The organism is Labilibaculum sp. DW002 (assembly GCF_029029525.1).
GTDB lineage: Bacteria > Bacteroidota > Bacteroidia > Bacteroidales > Marinifilaceae > Paralabilibaculum > Paralabilibaculum antarcticum.
In genome coordinates this window covers 391,795-415,517 of the sequence record NZ_JAKJSC010000001.1, presented here as the reverse complement: position 1 = coordinate 415,517, position 23,723 = coordinate 391,795, and the positions used below count along the sequence as shown (strand labels likewise).

The following is a 23,723-nucleotide window of genomic DNA, read 5'->3' as shown; positions in this document are numbered from 1 at the left end:
CAGATAATCTGAAATAGAATTATGAAATTTTCAATTATTCAACTTTTATCTCTATTGGTATTAACTGCCAGTGCACAGACAATGGAGGATAAAATCACAGATTGGGAGAACCCTAAGATGTTTGATCAGAACAAAGAAGTTGCCCACGCCACTTTAATGCCTTTTAAAAGCCTTGATGCGGCTTTAACAAAAAAAAGGAATCAGTCTGTTTATTATAAAAGTTTAAGTGGAACCTGGAAGTTCAATTGGGTAGGTAAACCAGCTAATCGTCCTAAAGACTTTTATAAAACAGCTTACGATGTTTCAGCTTGGGATGATATTCCGGTGCCAGCAAACTGGGAATTAGAGGGCTATGGAGCACCTATTTATGTCAATCATCAGTACGAATTTGCAGATTATAAAGCTCCGGTTTCTGATGAGATTGAGTTTACAGGAAAAATCTATCCTAAAAACCCAGGAAAAGTACCACATGATTACAATCCTGTTGGCTCGTATCGAAGAAATTTTACTATTCCTGAAAATTGGGATGGTCGTCAGGTCTTTATACAGTTTGGTGCGGTTAAATCTGCCATGTATATATGGGTAAATGGGAAAAAAGTAGGTTACAGTCAGGGAAGTAAAACACCAGCAGAATGGGATATTACTAAATATCTTGAAAAAGGTGAGAATGTGTTAGCTCTAGAAGTTTATCGCTGGTCTGATGGATCATACTTGGAATGTCAGGATTTTTGGAGAATTAGTGGAATTGAAAGAGATGTTTACTTGTATTCTACTCCAAAGGTTCGTATTCGTGATTTCTTTGCTAAAGCTGATCTGGATTCTCAATACAAGAATGGTCTCTTGTCTTTGGATATTGATTTGCAAAACCATACCCAAAAATTGCGTTCAGGCAATTATGAAGTTGAGTATCGTTTGATTAATGAGCAAGGAAAATTAGTAGCTGCTGATTCACAAAAAGTTCTTATCGATAGAAAATCAGACTTTAAGCTAAATTTTACTAAAGAGATTTCGAACCCTAAAAAGTGGACGGCCGAAACGCCTAACCTTTATTCATTACTTATTTCACTAAAGGATAAGAAGGGAAATGTTTCTGAGGTCGTTTCTTGTAAAGTAGGTTTCCGAAAAGTTGAAATAAAAGACGCTGTTTTTTACATCAATGGTGTGGCTACGCTTATTAAGGGAGTTAACCGCCATGAACACGACCAGTTCAAAGGTCATGTGGTAAGTGAAGAGGGTATGATAAAGGAAATAGCACTGATGAAGCAGTTCAATATTAATGCTGTCAGAACTAGCCATTATCCCAATGATGAACGTTTCTATGAATTATGCAACCAATATGGTTTGTACATTACCAACGAAGCCAATATCGAATCTCATGGCATGTACTATGGTGAGCATTCATTAGCCAAAAATCCTGACTGGAAGCAGGCTCATTTGGATCGTAACATCCGTATGGTGGAACGCGACAAGAATCATCCTTCGGTCATTGTCTGGTCTATGGGGAATGAAGCTGGTGATGGTGAGAATTTTACGGCTGTGTACAAATGGATCAAAGATCGTGATCCTTCACGTCCGATTCATTACGAACGTGCTATCATGGGTCCGAATACTGACCTTTATTGTCCCCAGTACCCTGGTGCTAAATATTTGAAAAAATATGCATCTAAAAAGCAGACCCTGCCAATGATCATCAGTGAGTATGCGCACGCCATGGGTAATAGTACGGGTAACCTACTTGATTTATGGAATGTGATTTACGATGAAGAGAACACCCAGTTGCAAGGGGGATATATTTGGGATTGGATTGATCAAGCCCTTGTAAAAACCGATCAAAATGGGCTTGATTTTTGGACTTATGGAGGTGATTATGGCCCCGAAGGACTGCCGACAGATTATAACTTTGTCATTAATGGTATTATTTCAGCAGATTATACGCCTCACCCTGCAATGTGGGAAGTGAAATACGCCTACCAGAATGTAAGGTTCTATAGCGAGGATCTTGAAAAAGGAAGCTTTCTTATTAAGAACTTTCACGATTTTATCGATCTGAAGGACTATCAAATCAAGTGGACTTTATCGGAAAATGGCGAGGAGATCACTTCAAAGGTTATAGAAGATTTTAATCTGAATGCTCAGGAAAGTCAAGTCGTTAATTTGGCACTTTCGGAGATTAAGCAAGAGCCAGGCATAGAGTATTTTGTGGATTTCTCTGTTGTGTTGACAGTTGATCAGCCATTCAGGCCAAAAGGATTTGAAGTGGCACACGATCAGTTTGCCTTGCCAGTATTGCCAATGATCGCAAAAGCTGAAAAAAGCTGTCCTGAGCTAAAATTGAAAGATACTTCTGATTTTGTGAACATCACAGGTGAAAACTTCGAGATCAGCTTTGATAAATCCAATGGAATACTTTCTTCTTATCAGATGGCAGGTCAGGAACTGATTCAGAAAGGCTTTTTACTTAATTTTTGGAGAGCACCCAACGATAATGATAAGGGAAGTAATATGATTAAACGCTTGGGTATTTGGCGCGATGTATCCAATTCTCCTGAATTATCAGGAATTGAAAGCGTTCAAAGCAAATCAGAAAAAGTTATTGTAACAGTAAGTTATAATCTTCCGAAAATCAATTCTTCTCAGAGTATAAAATATACCATTACTGGAGATGGAAAAGTAGCCGTTAAGAGTAATATAAAGCTTGGTAAGGAAGATTTGCCGGATATGCCTCGATTTGGAATGCGACTTGAATTACCTGTAAATTTCGACAATCTGGAATATTTTGGTCGTGGACCTCAGGAGAACTATATTGATCGTAATAATGGAACTTTTGTAGGAAATTACAAAAGCAAAGTGGCCGATCAGTATTTCAACTATGTGCGACCACAGGAGAATGGTTACAAGACCGAAGTACGTTGGTTTGAGTTGAGAAATGAAAATGGTTTTGGAATTCGCATAAGTGGCCAGCCTCAAGTTGGTTTCTCTGCACATCACAATCCACTTGAAGATTTCGATCAGATTACACACACCGATTTTCGCCATACCAACGATATTGTTAAGAAAGACGGGGTTTTTGTGAATCTTGACCTGAGAATGATGGGTGTCGCAGGAGATGATTCCTGGGGATCAACGCCATATCCAGAGTATTCGGTGTCGGCGATGGATTATGAGTTTAACTTTAGTATTGAACCTGTATTTTAATCAATATGGAATTATATTAAAAATAGTTAGTGATTAGTGATTAAAGCATCCGCCTGTCATTTCAAATTATTGAAGCATTGTGTAGTAGTGGTGCAGGCAGGTGGAGCTTTTTAAAAGCTCACATAGAACTTTTATCGTGATTAGGATATTTTTGGGTTAAGTGTAAACTTATGTACAAAACGGCTAAACGTAAGAGTTTAGTTTTATCGTCGAATCGATATTCTAATCAATTTGGAATTATATTAAAAATAGTTAGTGGTTAGTAATTAAAGCATCCGCCTGTCATTTCAAATTATTGAAGCATTGTGTAATAGTGGTGCAGGCAGGAGGAGCTTTTTTTTAAGCTGATGCAGACGGTTTTATAGTGGCTACAAATTAACAAGCATGGAAGAACAAAATGAGCACATGAAGTAAGTACTGTCATAATACAGCAAAGAATTATCAGTGTAAAAAAGAAAATTTTTTCACCTCAAAAATTTGACAAAATATTTTATGAATTATCTGAAGTGCCTTATTTTGTAGCCAAGATATTTTATGTAACGGTTGTTAAATTTCCGTAACTGGGTTTGATGACCTCGCTTCGATTTTTGGAGTGGATAGAACAAAAAATCTCTGGGATAGCACTCCGAAATAATGATGCAAATGGGATACGAAAAAATCCTATACCATTAGGGGATGGTAATAGAAAGATCAAAAGGTGAGAATAAGAAAGCCCTATTTTACCGGTTAAAATAGGGCTTTCTTTAATTATTCGGGTTGTAATTTATTATGTGTCTATTTGTTAATAATGGAAATGCAATCATCAACAATTCAGTTAGTTAAGTTGGTTACTTGCCGATACAGAAATTCTTAAAGATATTCCCTAGAACTTCATCAGTACTAATATCTCCAGTAATTTCACCTAGGAAATGAAGGCATTCACGAATGTCTTGAGCAAGGAAATCAGTAGGGATCTGGCCTTCTAAGCCAGTATTTACTCTATCAATACTTCCTAAGGCATTTTTAAGAGCTTCGAAATGGCGAATGTTGGTCACAATTACATCTTGCTCATTAATTGTACCCATATTTACTGTTTTTAGAAGTTCCTTGGTTAAGGAATCGATGTTTTGCTTTTGTTTTGCAGATATAAAAAGCAATTTATCATCTGTTTGTACACCGATTAAGCTTTTTGCAAATCCTTGAGGATCTGGAATCAAATCAATTTTATTAATGCATATAATCAAATGTTGTGCCTCACGATCAATAGCTTCGTTTACTTTAAGAATTGAATCATTTACATCTTCAATGTTACGGTCAGCATCAATTAGTAGAAGAACGATTTGAGCCTGTTTCATTTTGCTGTAAGTACGCTCAATTCCCATGCTCTCAATTTTATCAAGAGTTGTTCGAATACCCGCTGTATCGATAAATCGGAAGGTGATCCCGCCAAGGTTAATGGTATCTTCAATCACATCACGTGTAGTACCTGCAATATCGGAAACAATGGCGCGATCTTCATTTAAAAGAGCATTTAAAAGAGTTGACTTTCCAACATTAGTATTGCCGACAATAGCAACAGGAACACCATTCTTAATTACATTACCCAACTCAAAAGAATTAACCAATTTCTGGATTAATCCCTGAATTTCGTTCACTAAACTGGTTAATTGAGTTCGATCTGCAAATTCAACATCTTCTTCACCAAAATCGAGTTCTAGTTCAATTAAAGAAATGAAGTTTAACAGGCGGCCGCGTAAATTGGCTATTTCGTTAGAGAAACCTCCACGCATTTGCTGCAATGCGACTTTATGAGCAGCAGCTGAACTTGATGCTATTAAATCAGCGACAGCTTCGGCTTGTGAAAGGTCCATTTTGCCATTTAAAAAGGCTCGTTGGGTATATTCTCCAGGATTAGCACTACGAGCACCATTTTTAAGTAATACCTGTAAAATACGGTATTGAATAAAAGGAGCACCATGGCAGGCAATTTCGATACTGTTTTCGCCCGTGTAGGAGTGCGGTGCTTTAAAAATAGTCACCAAAACCTCGTCGATAATATCTTCGCCATCTTGGATGGTTCCAAAATGAACGGTATTTGCTTTTTGTTCTGCAATAGATTTTTTGCTTGCAGCAACAAACACCTTATCGCAAATTGTTAGAGCATTTGCTCCAGAAAGGCGCACAATCGCAATGGCTCCGTTGCCAGGAGCTGTAGAAATCGCACATATAGTAGATTGATCAATCATATTCTTTATTGTTATAAACTTTTGCAAAGATAGAAGAGAATTATGAATGCTAGGTTTTTTCTTCATTAAATTTATGATTCAGTTACCATCACTTTTGTCATTTTATTACTTTTGTTCTAAAATTAAAAACAAGCCATGAAGAATATTACAGGTCGTTGGACTTTTAACGAAGATTTTGGTTTTGGTAAAGACGAAGGCTTTGCTGAATTTACACAAACAGGAGAAAGTATTACAGGAGTTGTTGTTTATACAGAGCGTATTGAAGGAGAAACTCCTTTTCGAGTGCAACAAGATGTCGAAGGAACGTTTGATGGCTGCAATTTGAAGATTACAGGTACAAAAGTTGAATTATTGGATGTTGAAAAAGAGTTCGAGTACCATTTGGATACTTGGGAAGGTGTTTTGAATGCTAACAATCAGATTGTAGGACACAGTTACGATAACAAGGAATGCTTTGGCGTGTTTGTAATGTCGCCAATCGAATTGTAAAAAAAAATACATCATTAAGCTTAAAAAGATCGATACTTAACTTGTCGATCTTTTCTTGTTTTTACAGGTAATTATTCTCTCCAAAATAGCAGAATGCAAAGCTATTTTAGTTCATGATATTGAAAATAGCAATAGCGAATAAAAAGAATCTTAAAAAGCGAAATAAGCCAAATAAAAGGTACTTCTTAAAGCTAAAATTGATAATCCCAGAAGCCATACTTACCATTGAAAATGGTAAAGGAAGTAGGGCTCCAACAACGATAAGAAAACCACCCCATTTTCTTAAATTAACAATATGCTTCTTCATTCTGTTCTCAACTACTTTTTTTACAGCAGGAATTGTTAATACTGTTTTTCCGATAATATAGGATATGCACCCTCCAATATAGGAGAGCAAGGCTAAAAGTGATAAATGGAGCGCAGGTTCAGGTAAAGTTTTTACCCAAGCAATGAATAATTCAGGTGGGATTAGCCCCAAAAACGATTCGGAAGCAAAAAAGAGCGAGAAAATACTAATAACAGAATAGTCTTTAGTTGTTTCTTCAAAGAGCGTATGGAAATCTAAAACGTAGTGCTCTAATAAAATAGCTCCTCCAATTAGTAAAACCAATGGTAGTATTGCTTTTTTGATATTTTGTCCTAAGAATTGATAAAAGCCAGTATACGAATAATACTGATGAAGAAGTTGAAATCTAGACTTCCTATTTTTTTGAGTAATTGGTGTTTTCATTTCTTACTTATTCTTATTTTATTGATATGCGCAACAGAATATACAATAGGCTATCATGTTCTAGACTATTATTCTTTTATTAGTGTGCACAAATACTCACCTTAGATATTATTGTCTGAAAAAAGTTTGATAATACTATTACTAGATTATCTAAGATCTAATTTGAAAGGAATTCTTGAAGTTTAAAAATTTACCCTGTGGAGGCGGGGATACAATGTTTTTAGGATAATGAAAGTGTTCCGAATAGCTAAAATAATAAAACGAAGTGCTTGCTAATAAATAACTTTGACTTGTTTCTGACATATTTAGTTCTTCTCCGTCTATATTCTCATTTTCTGATGAAATATCTTCAGCCTCAGGCATCAAATCAGCAAATGATTCGATACTATTTTCCTGATTTATTTTACTGATATGTTGCATGACTGGCACCATTACAAATAAAATAGCCAAGAGTAATAATAAAATAGACTGTTTTTTCATATTCAAATTTTCGAATAGCAAATGTATAAAAAATAACCATCGGTTAGATTGATTTTTAGTGTTCAAAATGTTAATGTTCGTTATAAATTCAAAATAAGTGTGGGTAAAAGCTAATGTTCACCTCTTTGCATGAAATCTTTATGAGAAAAAAAAGCAGAAGTAGGGATTCTCCCCATACGAAGTAGGTGTCATCCTGTTTCGATTCATTTCGCTGGGCTGTAGTTTTGTAAATAAAAAAGAAACATGCAAACCAAAAGAAATAATAAGCCAAACGAGAAGATTTTAATTCTTGCAGATTTTTCAGAAGGAAATTGGAGAGCAATTCAATTTGCCATGAAGCATCTATATCAGTCAGGTTCCGAAATTTGTATTGTACAAACGTGGAAAAAAGCAAATTTTGGATTTTCAATGGTAAGAGATCTTGCTCCAATTCTTCAAAACATTGCTGTAAACGAGTTAGAGGTAATAAAAACGAAGCTATTGAAGAATTATCCGCTTGACGATACTCAAATTAAGCTATATCCTTTTGAAGGTAATTTACTTTCATTTTTTTCAAGTGAAGTTTTTCAAGATAAAAAGTGGCATGTTGTAATGGCTCCTTGTGAAAATTCTTGCAAACTGTCATCTAATCCAAGAATAGCGGAAATTATTGATGGAATAAAGCAACCGTTATACATTCTTACAGGAGAAAGTTCAAATACAGAAATAGATGATGTTAATGTCTTTGCTACAACCGTAAAACCATCTAAATCGGTTCTGTCTAGTTTAGCAAAAATGGCTTTAAATAAAGAGATTGAATTTAGAGTTTACCTCGATTCAAGTACTTTTTCTGTCTCAATAATAGAAGCATGTAAAAGAATATTTTCAAAAGTATGCAAAAGTTCATCCTTGCAGTTTTATGAATCTGAAAATACTGACAATCAACTAGGATTGGAAAATTTGCCACAAGAGAATGGTCAAAGGCTTATCGTTTTTGATGAAAATTATCAACGAAAATACAACACTAAATTCAGATCATATATTGATTCGTGGTTTTTAAGAAGTAAAGGAATATGTGTAGGTAATTCATAAATCGTATGCTATGAAAGTTCGAATGTTAAAAAGGATTTTAGTTCCAATTAGTTTAGCTGGAGATGGAGAAAGTGCTTTCAGGCAAGCCCTTTTTTTCCGAAGAAGATTATCATCTAGAATTACATTACTTCATGTAATCCCGCCAAGCTTGCGATTAACGAATGTGATTCAAACAGATATAGATAAAAATTTGCAGGCTAGAGCCATGGTTCGTTTGGTTAGGTTCGTAAAAATTCATTTTAAAGGCAAAGTGCCAGACAATATGGAATTAAGAGTCGAAATTGGCCAACATGTTTCAATAATAAATGAAATAGCAAAAGAAGAAAAGTTTGATTTGATAATCATTAATAAGAATGAGAAAAGACATGGTATTGCAGATAAGTTTCGAAGACACAGTGCTGAAAAAATAGTGGGTGAATCAATATGTCCCGTATTAACTGTAAAGCATCAGTGGACGAATAGGGGCGTCAGGGACATATTGGTTCCTATTGATATTGTAAGAAAATCAAGAGATTTACTGAAGTGGTCTATTTTTTTAGGTCAATTAATGAATGCCCGAATCCATATTCTTGCGGCTTTAACCGTAAAGATTGACTTGGAAAGAAGCCTTGCTTATAAAAAGGCGAATTTAATGAAAGAGATAATTGAAAAAGAGGGGCTAGAGTGTAAGGTTTCTATTGAAGTAAAAGAAGCAGAAAATCGTTTAGAAGCGCTTGTTATGGGTGCAAAAAATAAAGCAGCCGATCTCATTTTGGTACAGGGACATCAGGAAATGATATTTAGCGATGGACAGACTGAACGATTGCACATCGAACTTTTGCATAAATCCGTAAAGCCAGTAATGTTTTTAGGGGTGGGACAGGAAAATATTTTTACTGATTTACTTAGATCTGGTAATACAAATTCTGTGACGTGTGAAAAAGGAAATCTAACCAATGCTATTGAATTGAACAATTAAAACAAACAATAAATCAATAATAAAAAGTCAAAAAGGTATTGTCACAGTATTTATTAAAGGGAATGGGTTAGTGACCGATACCAAAGGAAAGCTTTACGAAAAATAATTATTATCGTGTAAACATAGTTAGATCGTTAGCTTTCCTTATTTGACTTTTCCTAAGATTATTGTTTGAATACTTTGTGGATTTTAAAACCAGTAGATTAAGCAAGCTTACCCTTAAAAAGATTAGCTATATTATTTGTAAATTTGTTCTTCATACAAAAATGGCACTTTTAACAAATGCATTAAAATATATGCGAATAAAGAAGAATTTTTTCATCAAACAAAAGATTGTAATTGTATTATTACTTTTCAGTTTTGTTGCATTCGCAGGAATTATTTACACATTTCAAACCAGTTCCAATCTAGATGCTCAACACATTCAATTGGTGGAATCTTCGGAGAAAATAGAAATTGAAGTTTTCAATGCAAGAATAATGCTGGATGAATTTCTGGATGGTGATACTTCCATTAAAAAAGGTTCCATTCTTGAATGTTATGGCAAAGCCAATAATTACATCAAAGGTATTGGTCTGATAACCACTAATTCAGACAGTTTAAAATTAGATCAAGGGAATAGATTCCTGTATCAGCTAACTAAATTGGATTCGTCTATTGTGGAGATAAAAAAGATAGTTCAGCTTAGCTTGAATAAGAGGCAGCAAGGAAATGATTCAAGTTTATTAAACTCCAACCGTAATTTTATTCTCATATTTAACGAATATGAGAAAAGCTTACATTCCTATATCAGCGAAAGCAATAACCTTTTAAAAAGGAAGATTTTTATTTTGCTTACTGCTGTTTTTATTATTCTAATAATTAGTCTGATTTTGATTGTTCGTTTAATGAATTCGCTAATCAGGACAAACCGTGAATTATTGCGAAACACAATGAAGGTAGAGCAAAGTGAGCGGAAAAGGATTGCGATGGATCTTCACGATGGACTTGGTGCGATGTTATCGAGTGTTGGCTTGTATAGTAAGATATTAGAGAAAGAGTTTAAGGATAATAAGCAAGCAAGTAGTAATTTAAACCAAATTACACAATTGTCTAATCAAGCCTTACAGACAGTTTCAGAGGTTATTAATAATTTGAATCCATCAATTTTAAAACGTCATAACATTGTAGAATCACTTGATCGATTTTGCTCTAGAATTAATAAAGTTGGAAATTTAAAGCTGCAGTTTAACGCTGATGAATTTTTTGGCAAAATGGATAAAAGTAGGGAAGTAATTCTTTATCGAATTTGTAGTGAACTAATCAATAATACCATAAAACATGCTAATGCAACTAAAGCTTCTATTGTTTTAAGTCGGACAACTAAAGTCATGTTAAAATATCAGGATAATGGAATTGGGTTTAATCGTGACGAGCTTTTAGTCAGCGACATTAATGGGATGGGTTTGACCAATATTATTGATCGAGTTGAATCGATTGGTGGACAATGTCTTATTGATACATCGAAAGGGAATGGATTTGCAATAAGCATCGAAATAGGAATTGATAAACGACAGTAGTTATGGATACAATTAAAGTAATATTGGTTGACGATCATAAGATTTTTAGAGATGGGTTTCGTTTATTATTGCAGAGTTTTCCATACGTTGAAGTTGTCGATGAAGCATCAAATGGTTTAGAGCTATTGAAAGTCTTGGAAACAAAAGTTCCCGATATTATTTTTATGGATATAAACATGCCTAAACTGGATGGCGTAGAAGCAAGTAAAAGATCATTACAGGCTTATCCAGAGTTAAAAATAATTGCCTTAACAACCTTTCTTGATGATGATTACTTGGAGCAAATGCTAATGGCTGGCGTTGAGGGCTACATGCTTAAGAGTGCCGATTTAGAGGAGTTTGAAAAGGCTATTTTAAAAGTGTACAGTGGAGGTAATTATTTTTCAGATGAAATTGTTTCTCTTCTTTCAGATAGGTTGAGCATATTACGAAAACGGAAGGTAAAACAGCAAGAATTACCTGAGTTAACAGATAGAGAAAAAGAAGTTCTTGAATTAATTTGCAAAGGTTTTGGTAATAAACAAATAGCAGAACAAACCTTCTTGAGTCCCAAAACCATTGAGAAACATAAAAGTAGCTTGTTTCAAAAGACCGGAACCTATAACACGGTAAATTTGGTGATATATACTTTCAAACATCAGCTCGTAAAGTTCTAGTTTGTCTGTTTCACATCTACTGACTAAAATAATAGCACTTTAATGCAAGTTTCATCTTTATCTTTCAAAGTAGGGATTTCCCCCTTGTTAGCATTTTTTCGCAATATTATTTTTGCTAAGTAATCTTCAGAGATAATTTGATAAAGTAGTTTGTATTTCAGACCTTCTTGGTTGATTCGTTTACATAGAAAATTAAGATATGGTACGTTTTTTTAAGCAAAAAAGAATATTTGATAGAATAAAGGATCCTTTGGTAGAATTTGTACGACTGGAAGCCTTCGGAGGCATTGTTTTAATGCTGTTTACTATTCTATCCTTGGTATTAGCCAATTCAGTAATTAGTGAATCGTTCCTAGCCTATTGGGAACAATATATGGGATTCAAATTTGGTAGTTGGGAATTAAATAAGAGCTTTTTGCATTGGATCAATGATGGCTTAATGGCAATATTCTTTTTTGTGGTAGGATTAGAAATTAAAAGGGAATTACTTACTGGGGGCTTATCATCGATTAAAAAAGCCAGTTTGCCTATTTTTGGAGCCATTGGAGGTATGTTGGTACCTGCTCTAATTTATGTTGTTTTTAATCAAACGGGATCAGGTACGCATGGTTGGGGAGTTCCCATGGCTACAGATATCGCATTTGCCCTAGGAATCTTGATTCTTTTAGGAAAACGTATTCCGCTATCCTTAAAACTATTGTTAACCTCAATAGCAATTGTGGATGATATTGGAGCTGTACTTGTTATTGCACTATACTATACAAATGAAATTGATTGGATTTACCTCATTTATGGTGGTGGAATTTATATCCTATTGTGGAGTTTAAACCTTTTAAAAGTAAGAAGTATTCCAATATTTTTAGCTTTAGGAGTTTTGCTTTGGTACGTGCTTTTAAAGTCGGGAGTTCATGCTACTCTAGCTGGGATCTTGTTAGCATTTACGATACCTGCAAGAGCTAGCCGTAATGTTGTTGAATTTATAAGATCCAATACTGTTTTATTAAAACAATTGGTCAGCACACCTGGACAGGAAAAGCTTACCAACAAAGAGAAGCATATCCAGGCCTCGGTTAGTGCCATAGAAGGAAACTGTATTGAAGTAATTTCACCATTACAAAGACTTGAGCATTCTCTCCATCCTTGGGTAGCGTATCTTATAGTACCTTTGTTTGCTTTTGCCAATGCAGGAGTTTTGGTAAGTAGCGATTTATTAAGTCATATCTTTGACCCGATTTCAGTAGGGATTATCCTAGGTTTATTCATTGGGAAACCATTAGGAATCTTTTTATTCTCCTATATCGGTGTTTATTTTGGGTTTGCTCAAAAACCATCAGAAATTTGTTGGTCGCAAATTATTGGAATTGGTTTTCTGGGAGGAATTGGATTCACAATGTCATTCTTTGTCTCTCAACTTGCCTTTACTGATCCTTCTGTTTTAAGCTTAGCTAAAATAGCAGTTCTAGTCGCATCAATAGGATCAGGAGTAGTAGGATTTGCAATTTTAAAATTGTTTTGTCGTAAATAAGCGTAATGCATATTTTTCATAGATTGGTTTTTTTGAAGGCTGGAATGTATGTTCCAGCTTTCTTGCATTTATAAAGACTGTTATTATTCATAAATATTAATTTTTTTTAATATTCAGATTGACTTGTATTTCAGATAGTTTAGTCCTGTGATGCCTATGGTTAAAGACGTGTAGTGATATTTTTCTTTCTAAATAATTTGGAGGGAAAGAAAAAATACCCATCTTTGCATCGCAATCAACAATAACGCGGATGTGGCGTAATTGGTAGCCGCGCTAGACTTAGGATCTAGTGCCGAGAGGCGTGGGGGTTCGAGTCCCTTCATCCGCACAAAAAGATCGATACGAAAGTGTCGATCTTTTTTTATTCTATAGAATATTTAACTTCTGATTTTCGACACATAAACAGGTCCGATAACCTTCGAAAACAATTGATAAAACACATTCCTTTTCTAGCTTTTAACTACATATCAATTTGAATAAAAGATGTAACTCTAAAGATATTCGTTATGAGAAAGATGTGTCATTGACCACAAACTCGACTTTAGAAAAGTAAAGCTGAATTTATTACTTACGTTAGTTTGTGTTTTATGCAAGGCATCTGTCTAGAGATGATAAGCTAATAATTTCTTTGTATCTTCTTTTTATAAATGATATTTATGAGAGAGAGGAAAAGATTAGACGAATTATTAGGGATTGAGCATCCTATTTTAATGGCTCCAATGTTTTTAATAAGCAATAGTAAAATGGTAATTGCAGCATTAGAAAGTGGTTGTACGGCCGCTTTTCCCGCATTAAACTACCGTACCAATCAAGAGCTTCGAAAAGCAATTTTAGAGATAAGAGAAGCATGCAATAAGCCATTTGGGGTTAATTTAATTGTTAATAAGTCTAACCTGAAATACAAATCACAGCTAAAAGTATTGCTCGATTTAGAGGTGGATTATATTATTACTTCTCTTGGAAATCCGAGGAATGTGATTAATGCCTGCAAACCGAAAGGAATAAAAGTGTTTTGCGATGTAACAGATGCAAAATATGCTAAGAAAGTAGAATTGCTTGGCGCAGATGCTTTAATAGCTGTCAATTCGGAAGCTGGTGGGCATTGTGGTGCTTTGTCGGCAAATGATATAATTCATCAATTGCTAAAGGAGACTTCCTTGCCAATCATTTCTGCTGGAGGAGTTACTAGCAAAAAAGACATTAATCAGATGCTTGAGTGGGGAGCTGCTGGTGTTTCAATTGGAAGCATATTTATTGCCACTAATGAATCTGATGTTTCCTTAGAATACAAAAATGCTGTAGTTCAGTATGGAAGCAAAGATATTGTAAAATCAACTAAACTAACTGGCTCTGCACTTACCGTAATTAACACTCCATTTGTTCAAAAAATAGGAACAAAACCTAATTTTTTGGAATGGTTAATAAACCACAGTCCAGTTCTTAAAAAATATGCTAAGTTGTTTCTTGCTTGGCGTGGAATAAATAAGGTGAAAAAATCAGCTTTTAAAGCAAGTTATAAGAGTGTTTGGTGTGCTGGCCCAAGCATTGAATCTGTGAATAGCATTCGCTCCGTAAAAGAGATAATTAGAGATCTGATTGACTAAATCATTTTAATTTGCTTTTCAAAGCCTCTCCAATTCATCCAATTTTGTTCTGCCGTATCATCCGCGATTCTAATTAGTCGTTCCTGAAAATCTTTTCGAATTCTATTTTCATCAATATAAGCGATCGCTTCAGAAAAAGATTTCAGCATGCTTTTGTAAAATGATTCTTGCTTAACGAATTTATGCGATGTATAGGTTTGTGCTATTTCAATATGATAAAGCATTACATCAGCAATTAAATTTGGCTCTACACCTAGTTTTTTAAAATGTCGAATAAACTTTTGTGCAACTGAACGTCTCATCTTCGCTTTTCGGCTTGACACTGGAAAGTATTCCTTCGAAATTTTGAATTTACATTCTTCTAATAACTTATTCTCCTGGGGATCAAAAGCAAAGTCATAGAATTCCTTCACCTCCTTAAATCGGCTGTACAGGTCTGTAATTTGTTCTTTTAGTTGCTCTTTTGTTAGTTGCTGTATGTATTCTTTAAGATCTCTTTTGCTCATGACAATTGTAAATTATATGCTAAAGTTACATCTGAATTTTAATTTACCTAATAAAAATTCAAAATGAGTAGTGGTGTAAGGCTTGATTTGATTAGGATACTTAAACTTGGATATATTATTATTAGTTGCTAATGAATTATGATATTTCATAATAGTATTCAATGCTTGTTTAATTTTTATTAAAAAAAAATTTAAAAAAACAAATGTTTTTATTTTTAATCAATAAAATAAGACTACTAATCACATTTTTAAGCATTTCCATGTAATACATATGATTCATTTGAAGAGACTTCCGTAAATTTATTTTGTTGAGTAATTGAAGAGTTGTTAAACAATTATGATATTTTATATTGAAATTAATGTTTAACCCTTATAGCCACAAGGTATCGACCAATTAATTTAACATTTACTTGTAACCTTAGAACATTAATTGTGAAAAACGTAATCGTTTTAATCATTATTTCGCTATTATCTTTTACTTATAAAATATTTCAATTTATAAGTGATTTGGTCTCCCGACCAATTAAAAGAATTGTTTCTAACCCGCATAATTTAATCAGTTTAATTCTATTCCGAGGAACAAATATGCTTAATTATTTCGTTAAGCTTATTCACTATAAATATAGTTCATTAGTAATTATTAATTCAAAAGTAAGAACTTATAAAATTATAATTTAAAAATGAATGAAGTAAAAGTGTCTTAAACCACAACCATATGTATTCACTTTTAAATCTTTATTCAAATATTCATTTAAACCTAAAAAATTCAACGATGAAAAAACTAATGTTAATTATGATGGCTGTTGTATTAACTGCAGGAGTCTCAATGGCACAGGTAAACCAATCTATGGTTGATCAAAATGGAAATGACCAAGAAGCAACAGTAGAGCAGGTTGGGTTATGGAATTATAGTACTATCAATCAATCAGGAGATTTAAATATTGCATCAGCAACACAGATTGGTGATTTAAATTTTTCTTTTATTAATCAAATTAATAGTGTTTGGGTAGAAGCTTACGTTGAGCAATACGGATTCTTAAATATGTCTTCTGTATATCAGAATAGTGTTTGGGATATCGCAAATGTACTTCAGAATGGTTGGTTCAATACTTCATATGTCCAGCAAGTGGATAACTTTTGGTCGGAAGCACTAATTAATCAATTTGGTGATGGTAATTGGGCGAAAGTTTCACAAATGGGTGGAATTGTTGACTTTGGAGCTATTCTTCAATTTGGATATTATAATGAAGCAAGAATTAGACAATATGACGGATATTCTAATTGGGCTGCAGTTATTCAAGATGGAACATTTAATTTAGCTGATGTATTCCAAGAAGGTGGAATGTTTAATTCAACTTTAGTTGAGCAAACAGGTTATGACAATTGGGCATTCACAAATCAAATCGGTGGTGAAGGAAACAATATTGAAATAGAGCAATATCAGAATAGCAACACTGCATATGTTGATCAATATGATGGCATTATGAATAGAGCCTATGTAGGACAACTAGGAAACTGGAATTATGCAGAAATTTACCAAAACGGTGGATCTTATAATTTTGCAGGTATAGCTCAAACAGGATATGCTAATGAAGCATATGCGACACAATTAGGTGGTGAAGGAAATTGGGCAGGATTAGTTCAGTACGGTGATTTCAATTTTGCTCAGTCTTATCAAGATGGTGGTATGAGTAATTCTGTTTATTCAGAGCAAGCTGGTATTGCTAATTGGGTAACAATGGTGCAAATTGGTGGCGAAGGTAATGCTGCAGAAGTATATCAGATTGGTGATGATAACATGGCTTATACAGAGCAAATTGGTGGTGTAAATAATGGAGCACTTATTGAGCAAGAAGGTAATTACAATATGGCTGAAACTTATCAAGTAAGAGGAGAAAATAATCTTGCAATGGTAGGTCAACTTGGTTACATGAATTATTCAGGAGTTTTACAGCAGGATGTTACAAATTCTATCGCAGATGTAATTCAAACTGGGAACTATAACTATTCGGAGATATATCAGTTCAATGGAGATAATAATAATGCAATTGTTACTCAAGACGGTGATTATAATTACTCTGGAATTTTACAAAATGGTTCTAATAACACTGCTGAAGTTTATCAAGTAGGATTAGAACATTCAAGTGTTGTAATGCAAAATGGTAATGGAAATAGTGCTATTGTTGATCAAGCAAATTCTCTTAATCCATAATTAAAATATTTTAGCTGTCCTTAGAATTCTAGAGACAGCTAATTTTAAATTGTAAGTTGATTTTATTAAAGGTTTAATCAACTTCAATACAGATAAGATCTAAAAGGAAAACGTAATTTGTGTGGTTGTAAATTACGAAAGTGAATTAGGTTTTATTAAGAGCAAGATAAGGAATGTTCATTATGAACATTCCTTATTTGTTTTAAATAAAAAAAGAACCGATAGCTATCTTTGTCGAGATTAAACTATCGGTTCCTACCACTTAACTGCCTATGTTTAGTGTTTCCTTATTGCTTTTTAGTTATGCTCCTAAGTATTGATGAATAGCTAGAGCAGTTTTACGCCCGTGATCCAATGCGCGAACTACTAAGCTTGCACCTGAAGTTGCATCTCCAGAGCAAAAGATTTTTGAATTAGAAGTTTGGCCTTTTGTATCGGTTTTGATATTGCCTCTAGCGTCTAATTCAATCTCCAATTCTTTTACAAGACCTTCGTGCACAGGATGAACGAAACCCATTGCTAATAATACTAAATCAGCATCAATCGTTTCTTCAGAACCAGGAACTTCATTCATTTGAAATTTACCGTTATCATCTTTTGTCCATTCAATTTGACAAATGGTAAGTTTGTTTACATGTCCATCGTCACCACTTAGTTGTTTGGAGCTTAATGACCATCTTCTTTCACAACCTTCTAAATGCGAACTTGAAGTTCTCAATGTATCTGGCCAATAAGGCCAAGGATTTGTTTCTTTTCTTTCTTCTGGTGGCTTTGGCATCAATTCAATTTGTAAAACTGATTTTGCCTTCTGTCTTATTGAAGTTCCTACACAGTCGGATCCAGTGTCACCACCTCCAATAACAACAACACTTTTGCCTTTAGCTGATATTCTTTCTTGTTTTGTGAATTCGTCTCCTCTAATGACTTTATTTTGTTGTTTAAGAAAATCCATTGCAAAATGAACACCTTCTAATTCCCGACCTTTAATGTTTAAATCGCGAGGTTTCATTGCTCCAATTGCCAAACAAACAGCATCATATTCAGCTTCCAATTCCTTAAATGACACATCGCCACCAACATCTTGGCTTGTTTTGAATTCAATTCCTTCTTCAACAAAAATTTCTAGTCTTCGATCAATAACTCCTTTGTCGAGTTTAAAGTCAGGAATACCATAACGCAATAGTCCACCAATAGCATCGTCTTTTTCATAAACAGTCACATTATGACCAGCTTTATTTAAAAGATCAGCAACGGATAAACCTGCAGGTCCTGAGCCAATTACTGCTATTTTTTTATCTGTACGTTTTTTTGGTGGCTTCGCCTTTATGTATCCATACTCAAAAGCTTTCTCGATAACAGACGCTTCGTTTTCGCGTATTGTTACGGGAGAATTGTGTAATGAAAGCACGCATGACTTTTCACAAGGCGCAGGACATACACGACCGGTAAATTCAGGAAAACTATTTGTCGAATGTAAAATTTGACTCGCTTCTTCCCAGTTTTCTCTGTAAATGGCATCTTGCCATTCTGGAATTTTACTGGCAGTAGGACAGGCCCAGTGACAGAAAGGAATACCACAGTCCATGCATCTTGCAGCCTGATCGATTCTATCTTCTAAATTTAAAGTCTGTTCTACTTCTCCAAAATCACCAACTCTATCTCTTACCGGACGATATCCGGCTTCTTTTCTTTTTATTTCTAAAAAACCTTTCGGATTTCCCATAATCTTTTCAATTTACAGTTGTCTATCAACAGTTATCAGTTTGCAATTGATTGTGTATTACAAACAGATAATTGTTCACAGTTTGTCGATTTATTCGTGTACTTCTGTTTGAGATTGTGCTTGCTTAAGCTTTTTACGAATCTTCTTCAGTTTTTTCTCCTCAAGTACTTTCTTGTACTCATATGGAATTACTTTCACAAAATGTGGCAGATACTCTTCCCAATGAGTTAGTATTTTTGAGGCTACACTACTTTGAGTCAATAACAAATGTTCGTGAATCATTCCTTGTAGCTCATGAACATCCTGTAAATGCTCCACAGGTTCAAGAGATACCAAACTTTTATTACAGAAATAATCCAATCGATCTTCCATATTTAGAACGTAGGCAATTCCTCCGCTCATACCAGCAGCAAAGTTTCTTCCAGTTGCTCCTAAAATTACAACTCGACCTCCTGTCATGTATTCACAACCGTGGTCACCAACACCTTCAACTACTGCGACTGCGCCTGAATTACGAACACAAAAACGTTCTCCAGCCATACCTCTAATATAGGCTGACCCGCTAGTTGCACCATAAAGAGCAGTATTACCAATAACAATTTGTTCTTCTGGTTTAAATTTGCTCTTGGTAGATGGGTAAACAACTATTTTTCCGCCTGATAAACCTTTACCAAAGTAATCATTAGAGTCACCTACTAAGCGAAATGTAATTCCCTTCTCTAGGAATGCTCCAAAACTTTGACCGGCAGAACCTCTGAATCGACAGTGAATTGTATCATCTTCAAGAACACGTTTAGGTTTCATAAGTGCTACCTTACCCGATAACATTGCACCCGTGGTTCTATCTGTATTTGTAATTTTTTTATCAATCCAAACTTTTTCTCCATCATGAAGAGCCTTTTCTGATTGCTTAATTAAATCATGGTCCAAAACCGTTCCAATTGATTTAATTGTAGCATTTGCTCCACAAATAGTATGTCCATCAGTCTTTGGAAGATGAATTAAGTTATCAATCGAAACTGTTTTAGCTTTCCAGTTGGTTATATTTGCTTTCTTCTCCAATAAATCTGAGCGACCAACAAGGTCATCAAACTTACGAATTCCTAATTCAGCCATCAATTCTCTACACTCTTCTCCCAAGAATGTGAAATAATTAACTAGCCATTCAGAACGACCTAAGAATTTTTCTCTTAACTCTTTATTCTGAGTTGCGATACCAACAGGACAAGTGTTTAAGTGACACTTTCTCATCATCACACAACCTAATACAACCAACGCACTCGTAGCGAAACCAAATTCTTCAGCACCTAACAAGGCCATTGAAACAATATCCTTACCGGTTTTTAGCTGTCCATCGGTTTGTAATTTAATTCTGCCACGTAAATCATTCATTACTAGCGTTTGTTGTGCTTCTGCCAATCCAAGTTCCACAGGCAAACCTGTGTTCTTAATAGAACTTAGCGGACTTGCTCCCGTGCCACCTTCACTACCAGCAATTACAATAAGATCTGCATTCGCTTTTGCTACTCCAGCTGCTACGGTACCAACACCACTTTCAGATACTAGTTTTACGCTAACGCATGCTGTAGGGTTTACATTTTTCAAATCGTAAATCAGCTGAGCCAAATCTTCAATCGAATAGATATCATGATGTGGAGGAGGAGATATCAATGTAATACCTGGAGTTGAGTTTCTCAACTTAGCGATAATTTTATCTACCTTAAATCCTGGTAACTGACCACCTTCACCTGGTTTAGCTCCTTGTGCAACCTTTATTTGTAGCTCATCAGCATTAACCAAGTACTCTGTGTTTACACCAAACCTACCAGAAGCAATTTGTTTAATTGAACTTCTTGCGCTTGAGTAAAAACGTTTAGCACTTTCTCCACCTTCACCAGTATTGCTTCGTCCGCCAATCTTATTCATGGCAATAGCTAAAGCCTCATGAGCTTCTTTGGAAATAGAACCATATGACATGGCACCTGTACAAAAACGTTTCATGATATTTTCAACAGGTTCCACTTCACTAATGTCAATTGGATTCTTCTTATAGTTGAAGAAACCTCTCAAGAATGTAGGTGTCTCTGTTTCTTTATTTACAATAGTGCTATACTCTTTAAATTTGGCATAGTTATTTGTTCTTGTGGCCCATTGCAATAAACCAATTGATTCTGGATTCCAACTATGTGGTTCTCCATTTTTTCGGTAATGAATGGTTCCATTATTGTTTAAAAGATCCTGATTGTCAAAAGGATTTTCTTCCGAGTAAGCCTTTGTATGATGGCATAGAACTTCCTCTGATATTTCTTTTAAACCAATACCTTCTATTCTTGAAACTGTACCTGTGAAATACTTGTCAATTACCTCTTTACTTACTCCTAAGCTTTCGTAAATCTGAGCTCCAAGATAACTTCCAATGGTAGAAATTCCCATTTTAGACATTACCTTTAATAGACCTTTATCTACAGCTTTTATGTAGTTTTTACGAGCCGTTTTGTATTCTAAACTAATTCGACCATCCTTCACTAATTTATCAATTACAGCATAACTCATGTATGGATTGATAACACTAGCACCATATGCAATTAACAAAGCAAAATGATTTACTTCACGGGCTTCTCCTGTTTCTACAACAAGCCCAATTTGCATTCTTTTCCTTTTCTTAATTAAATGATGGTGAACAGCAGCAACAGCTAACAATACTGGAATTGGAGCCATTGATTCAGATACATTTCTATCCGTCAAAATGATATAATTCTTCTGTTCATCAACAGCTTTTTCAGCTAATTCACAGATATTATCCAATGAATTTTCTAAACCCTGTCCATTTTGAGATGCTGTAAATAGCATATCAATAGACGTATGTCTAAATTCTTCGTGCTTTAACTTTTTAATCTTGCCGAGATCAGTATTTGTAATCAAAGGACTTTTAAAACGAATCAGCTTGCAATGTTGAGGTGTTTCATCCAATAAATTCTTTTGAACAGCACCTATATAATTGGTTAAATCCATCACTAAATTTTCTCTGATCGAGTCAATAGGAGGATTCGTTACTTGAGCAAACAATTGTCTGAAATAGTTAAAAAACAATTGAGGCTTAGGTGATAATACAGGTATTGGCGCATCATTTCCCATGGATCCAACAGGTTCTTGTCCGCCTGTTGCCATTGGTAAAATAACCCTTTCAAAGTCTTCTTTACAGTAATTAAAAGTTTTCTGGCAAGTATCGAAATGATCCCCAATATCTGAGGGCACACGTTTTTCAACGGGAATAGCCTTCAAATCCAAACGGTTCTCTTTCAGCCAATTTTGATAAGGATTACGATAGGTTAGTTGAGACTTTACCTCTTGATCTGGAATGATAATTCCTAATTGAGTGTCTACCAAAAGTAATTTACCTGGCTTGAGTCTTCCTTTTTCTTTAATTTCCTCTGGTTTAAATTGTTGAATTCCTACTTCAGAACCCATTACAATCATGTCGTCCTGTGTAATCACATAACGAGATGGTCTAAGACCATTTCTATCTAATGTTCCACCAATGTATCTTCCATCAGAAAAAACTAATGATGCAGGACCATCCCATGGCTCCATAAAAGTAGAGTGGTATTCATAAAATGCTTTTAAACTGTCTGGAATTGGATTTTTTTCATTCCAAGATTCTGGTACCATCATGCTTAAGGCATGTGGCAGACTTCTTCCTGTTAAGAACAAAAATTCCAATACATTATCGAAAGATGCAGAATCACTTTTGTTTGGCTCTACAACAGGGAATAATTTCTTGATATCATCTCCATACATCTCTGATTTTAGCAAAGATTCACGAGCTTGCATCCACAATCGGTTTCCTTTAATCGTATTGATTTCACCATTGTGAGCAACAATTCGAAACGGTTGGGCCAAATCCCATGAAGGAAAAGTATTTGTACTAAAACGGGAGTGAACCATTGCAATGGCACTTTCCATACGAGAATCTTGCAAATCCCCGTAATATTTTCCCAATTGATCACTGGCAAACATTCCTTTGTATACAAGAACTTTAGAAGAAAGACTTGGGAGATAAAACATCTCTTTTTCCTTCATTTTAGTTGCGCGAATATAGCTTTCAGCTTGTTTTCTTGCCAAATAGAGTCTTCTCTCCAAATCATCCTGTTCGTAATTACCGCCAACAAATATTTGCTTAATTACAGGTTCAGATTCTCTTGCAATTTCCCCAATTGCGCTAGTGTCAGTAGGCACGTCACGTAATTGAAGAAATTCCAATCCTTCTTCTTCAAGTATTTGAATCAATACTTCAATACAGAATTTTTCTTCGGTTTCGTCTGTTGGTAAGAAAATTAAACCGGTACCATATCTTCCAGGTAAGGGTAATTTAATTCCAATCTTCTTGTAGAAATTATGTGGCAATTGCATAAGAATACCAGCTCCGTCTCCACTAACATTATCAGCACCACGAGCTCCTCTGTGCTCCATATTGCATAGAACCTCCAGTCCGCGAGTAATAATCTCGAAAGATTTCTTTCCTTTAATGTTGGCTACAAAGCCAATTCCACAATTGTCATGTTCGTTCGCAGGGTCGTAAAGACCCTGTTGTTTTGGTCTAAGGTTTCGCATAGGCAATTTTTAGTGCGAAGCCAGAAGTGATTTTGTCTTTTGAATAAGGACATAAAAAATGTATAGAAATCCCCAGTTCTATATAAATTGTAACGACACAATAAAGAATCCGATTGTCGTTGTCCCATAAGAAACACCCAGAAAATGGAGGTGATATTTTTTTTGCTTGTCTAATCCGT

At 34.8% G+C, this 23,723-nt stretch carries 15 protein-coding genes and 1 tRNA gene; 10 read left to right on the top strand and 6 right to left on the bottom strand.

Features of this window, described 5'->3' with window-relative positions; translation table 11 throughout:
* Positions 1-21: 21 nt before the first annotated feature.
* The gene (lacZ, locus tag L3049_RS01730; protein WP_275108049.1) at positions 22-3,195 is read left to right on the top strand and encodes a beta-galactosidase, LacZ type; all 3,174 of its coding nucleotides are present in this window, start codon (positions 22-24) and stop codon (positions 3,193-3,195) included.
* Between the two features lie 827 nt (positions 3,196-4,022).
* Here lacZ and mnmE read toward each other — a convergent pair.
* A complete protein-coding gene (gene mnmE, locus L3049_RS01725) occupies positions 4,023-5,420 on the bottom strand; it encodes a tRNA uridine-5-carboxymethylaminomethyl(34) synthesis GTPase MnmE (RefSeq protein ID WP_275108048.1) in 1,398 nt (465 codons plus the stop codon).
* Positions 5,421-5,555: 135 nt separating this feature from the next.
* Here mnmE and L3049_RS01720 point away from each other — a divergent pair, with 135 nt between their 5' ends.
* Entirely contained in the window at positions 5,556-5,909 is a 354-nt protein-coding gene (locus tag L3049_RS01720; RefSeq protein WP_275108047.1) for a hypothetical protein, read from the top strand.
* A gap of 106 nt (positions 5,910-6,015) precedes the next feature.
* On the opposite strand, the gene L3049_RS01715 is transcribed toward L3049_RS01720, so the two are convergent.
* Positions 6,016-6,639: a VTT domain-containing protein gene (locus tag L3049_RS01715; RefSeq protein WP_275108046.1), complete on the bottom strand. Its 624-nt coding sequence runs from the start codon at positions 6,637-6,639 to the stop codon at positions 6,016-6,018.
* Between the two features lie 150 nt (positions 6,640-6,789).
* A complete protein-coding gene (locus L3049_RS01710; protein WP_275108045.1) occupies positions 6,790-7,119 on the bottom strand; it encodes a hypothetical protein in 330 nt (109 codons plus the stop codon).
* Positions 7,120-7,362: 243 nt separating this feature from the next.
* Here L3049_RS01710 and L3049_RS01705 point away from each other — a divergent pair, with 243 nt between their 5' ends.
* The 7 genes from L3049_RS01705 to L3049_RS01675 all read left to right on the top strand — a co-directional run bounded on the left by L3049_RS01705 (position 7,363) and on the right by L3049_RS01675 (position 14,492).
* Positions 7,363-8,190, top strand: coding sequence for a hypothetical protein (locus L3049_RS01705; protein ID WP_275108044.1), 828 nt, complete (start codon positions 7,363-7,365; stop codon positions 8,188-8,190).
* 10 nt (positions 8,191-8,200) lie between these two features.
* Positions 8,201-9,148 carry a universal stress protein gene (locus L3049_RS01700; RefSeq protein WP_275108043.1) on the top strand — a complete coding sequence of 316 codons (948 nt, stop codon included), beginning with the start codon at positions 8,201-8,203 and terminating at the stop codon, positions 9,146-9,148.
* Between the two features lie 266 nt (positions 9,149-9,414).
* Positions 9,415-10,707, top strand: a complete 1,293-nt coding sequence (locus L3049_RS01695; RefSeq protein ID WP_275108042.1) for a sensor histidine kinase — start codon at positions 9,415-9,417, stop codon at positions 10,705-10,707.
* Between the two features lie 2 nt (positions 10,708-10,709).
* Positions 10,710-11,363: a response regulator transcription factor gene (locus tag L3049_RS01690; RefSeq protein ID WP_275108041.1), complete on the top strand. Its 654-nt coding sequence runs from the start codon at positions 10,710-10,712 to the stop codon at positions 11,361-11,363.
* 199 nt (positions 11,364-11,562) lie between these two features.
* Positions 11,563-12,888, top strand: a complete 1,326-nt coding sequence (gene nhaA / locus L3049_RS01685; protein WP_275108040.1) for a Na+/H+ antiporter NhaA — start codon at positions 11,563-11,565, stop codon at positions 12,886-12,888.
* Positions 12,889-13,134: 246 nt separating this feature from the next.
* Positions 13,135-13,216: transfer RNA gene (locus L3049_RS01680), tRNA-Leu, on the top strand.
* A 328-nt stretch (positions 13,217-13,544) separates the two neighbouring features.
* The gene (locus L3049_RS01675; RefSeq protein WP_275108039.1) at positions 13,545-14,492 is read left to right on the top strand and encodes an NAD(P)H-dependent flavin oxidoreductase; all 948 of its coding nucleotides are present in this window, start codon (positions 13,545-13,547) and stop codon (positions 14,490-14,492) included.
* Here the strand turns inward: L3049_RS01675 and L3049_RS01670 are convergent.
* Positions 14,489-14,998, bottom strand: a complete 510-nt coding sequence (locus tag L3049_RS01670; protein ID WP_275108038.1) for a DUF6155 family protein — start codon at positions 14,996-14,998, stop codon at positions 14,489-14,491. The two genes, L3049_RS01675 and L3049_RS01670, sit on opposite strands and share 4 nt — an antisense overlap.
* A 772-nt stretch (positions 14,999-15,770) precedes the next feature.
* Between L3049_RS01670 and L3049_RS01665 the strand changes: the two genes are divergently transcribed.
* Positions 15,771-17,210: a hypothetical protein gene (locus L3049_RS01665; RefSeq protein ID WP_275108037.1), complete on the top strand. Its 1,440-nt coding sequence runs from the start codon at positions 15,771-15,773 to the stop codon at positions 17,208-17,210.
* Between the two features lie 301 nt (positions 17,211-17,511).
* On the opposite strand, the gene L3049_RS01660 is transcribed toward L3049_RS01665, so the two are convergent.
* Together L3049_RS01660 and gltB are read right to left on the bottom strand one after the other, a co-directional pair.
* On the bottom strand, positions 17,512-18,933 hold the full coding sequence (locus L3049_RS01660) for a glutamate synthase subunit beta (RefSeq protein WP_275108036.1): 1,422 nt from the start codon (positions 18,931-18,933) through the stop codon (positions 17,512-17,514).
* 90 nt (positions 18,934-19,023) lie between these two features.
* Entirely contained in the window at positions 19,024-23,544 is a 4,521-nt protein-coding gene (gene gltB, locus L3049_RS01655) for a glutamate synthase large subunit (protein WP_275108035.1), read from the bottom strand.
* Positions 23,545-23,723 lie beyond the last annotated feature (179 nt).

What these genes read in the sequence shown, in the direction of transcription:
- nhaA (WP_275108040.1), top strand. Translation starts at nt 11,563, where the DNA reads ATGGTACGTTTTTTTAAGCAAAAAAGAATATTTGATAGAATAAAGGAT.
- L3049_RS01675 (WP_275108039.1), top strand. Translation starts at nt 13,545, where the DNA reads ATGAGAGAGAGGAAAAGATTAGACGAATTATTAGGGATTGAGCATCCT.
- lacZ (WP_275108049.1), top strand. Translation starts at nt 22, where the DNA reads ATGAAATTTTCAATTATTCAACTTTTATCTCTATTGGTATTAACTGCC.
- L3049_RS01690 (WP_275108041.1), top strand. Translation starts at nt 10,710, where the DNA reads ATGGATACAATTAAAGTAATATTGGTTGACGATCATAAGATTTTTAGA.
- gltB (WP_275108035.1), bottom strand. Translation starts at nt 23,544, where the DNA reads ATGCGAAACCTTAGACCAAAACAACAGGGTCTTTACGACCCTGCGAAC.
- L3049_RS01720 (WP_275108047.1), top strand. Translation starts at nt 5,556, where the DNA reads ATGAAGAATATTACAGGTCGTTGGACTTTTAACGAAGATTTTGGTTTT.
- L3049_RS01665 (WP_275108037.1), top strand. Translation starts at nt 15,771, where the DNA reads ATGAAAAAACTAATGTTAATTATGATGGCTGTTGTATTAACTGCAGGA.
- L3049_RS01660 (WP_275108036.1), bottom strand. Translation starts at nt 18,933, where the DNA reads ATGGGAAATCCGAAAGGTTTTTTAGAAATAAAAAGAAAAGAAGCCGGA.
- mnmE (WP_275108048.1), bottom strand. Translation starts at nt 5,420, where the DNA reads ATGATTGATCAATCTACTATATGTGCGATTTCTACAGCTCCTGGCAAC.
- L3049_RS01715 (WP_275108046.1), bottom strand. Translation starts at nt 6,639, where the DNA reads ATGAAAACACCAATTACTCAAAAAAATAGGAAGTCTAGATTTCAACTT.
- L3049_RS01705 (WP_275108044.1), top strand. Translation starts at nt 7,363, where the DNA reads ATGCAAACCAAAAGAAATAATAAGCCAAACGAGAAGATTTTAATTCTT.
- L3049_RS01710 (WP_275108045.1), bottom strand. Translation starts at nt 7,119, where the DNA reads ATGAAAAAACAGTCTATTTTATTATTACTCTTGGCTATTTTATTTGTA.
- L3049_RS01695 (WP_275108042.1), top strand. Translation starts at nt 9,415, where the DNA reads ATGGCACTTTTAACAAATGCATTAAAATATATGCGAATAAAGAAGAAT.
- L3049_RS01670 (WP_275108038.1), bottom strand. Translation starts at nt 14,998, where the DNA reads ATGAGCAAAAGAGATCTTAAAGAATACATACAGCAACTAACAAAAGAG.
- L3049_RS01700 (WP_275108043.1), top strand. Translation starts at nt 8,201, where the DNA reads ATGAAAGTTCGAATGTTAAAAAGGATTTTAGTTCCAATTAGTTTAGCT.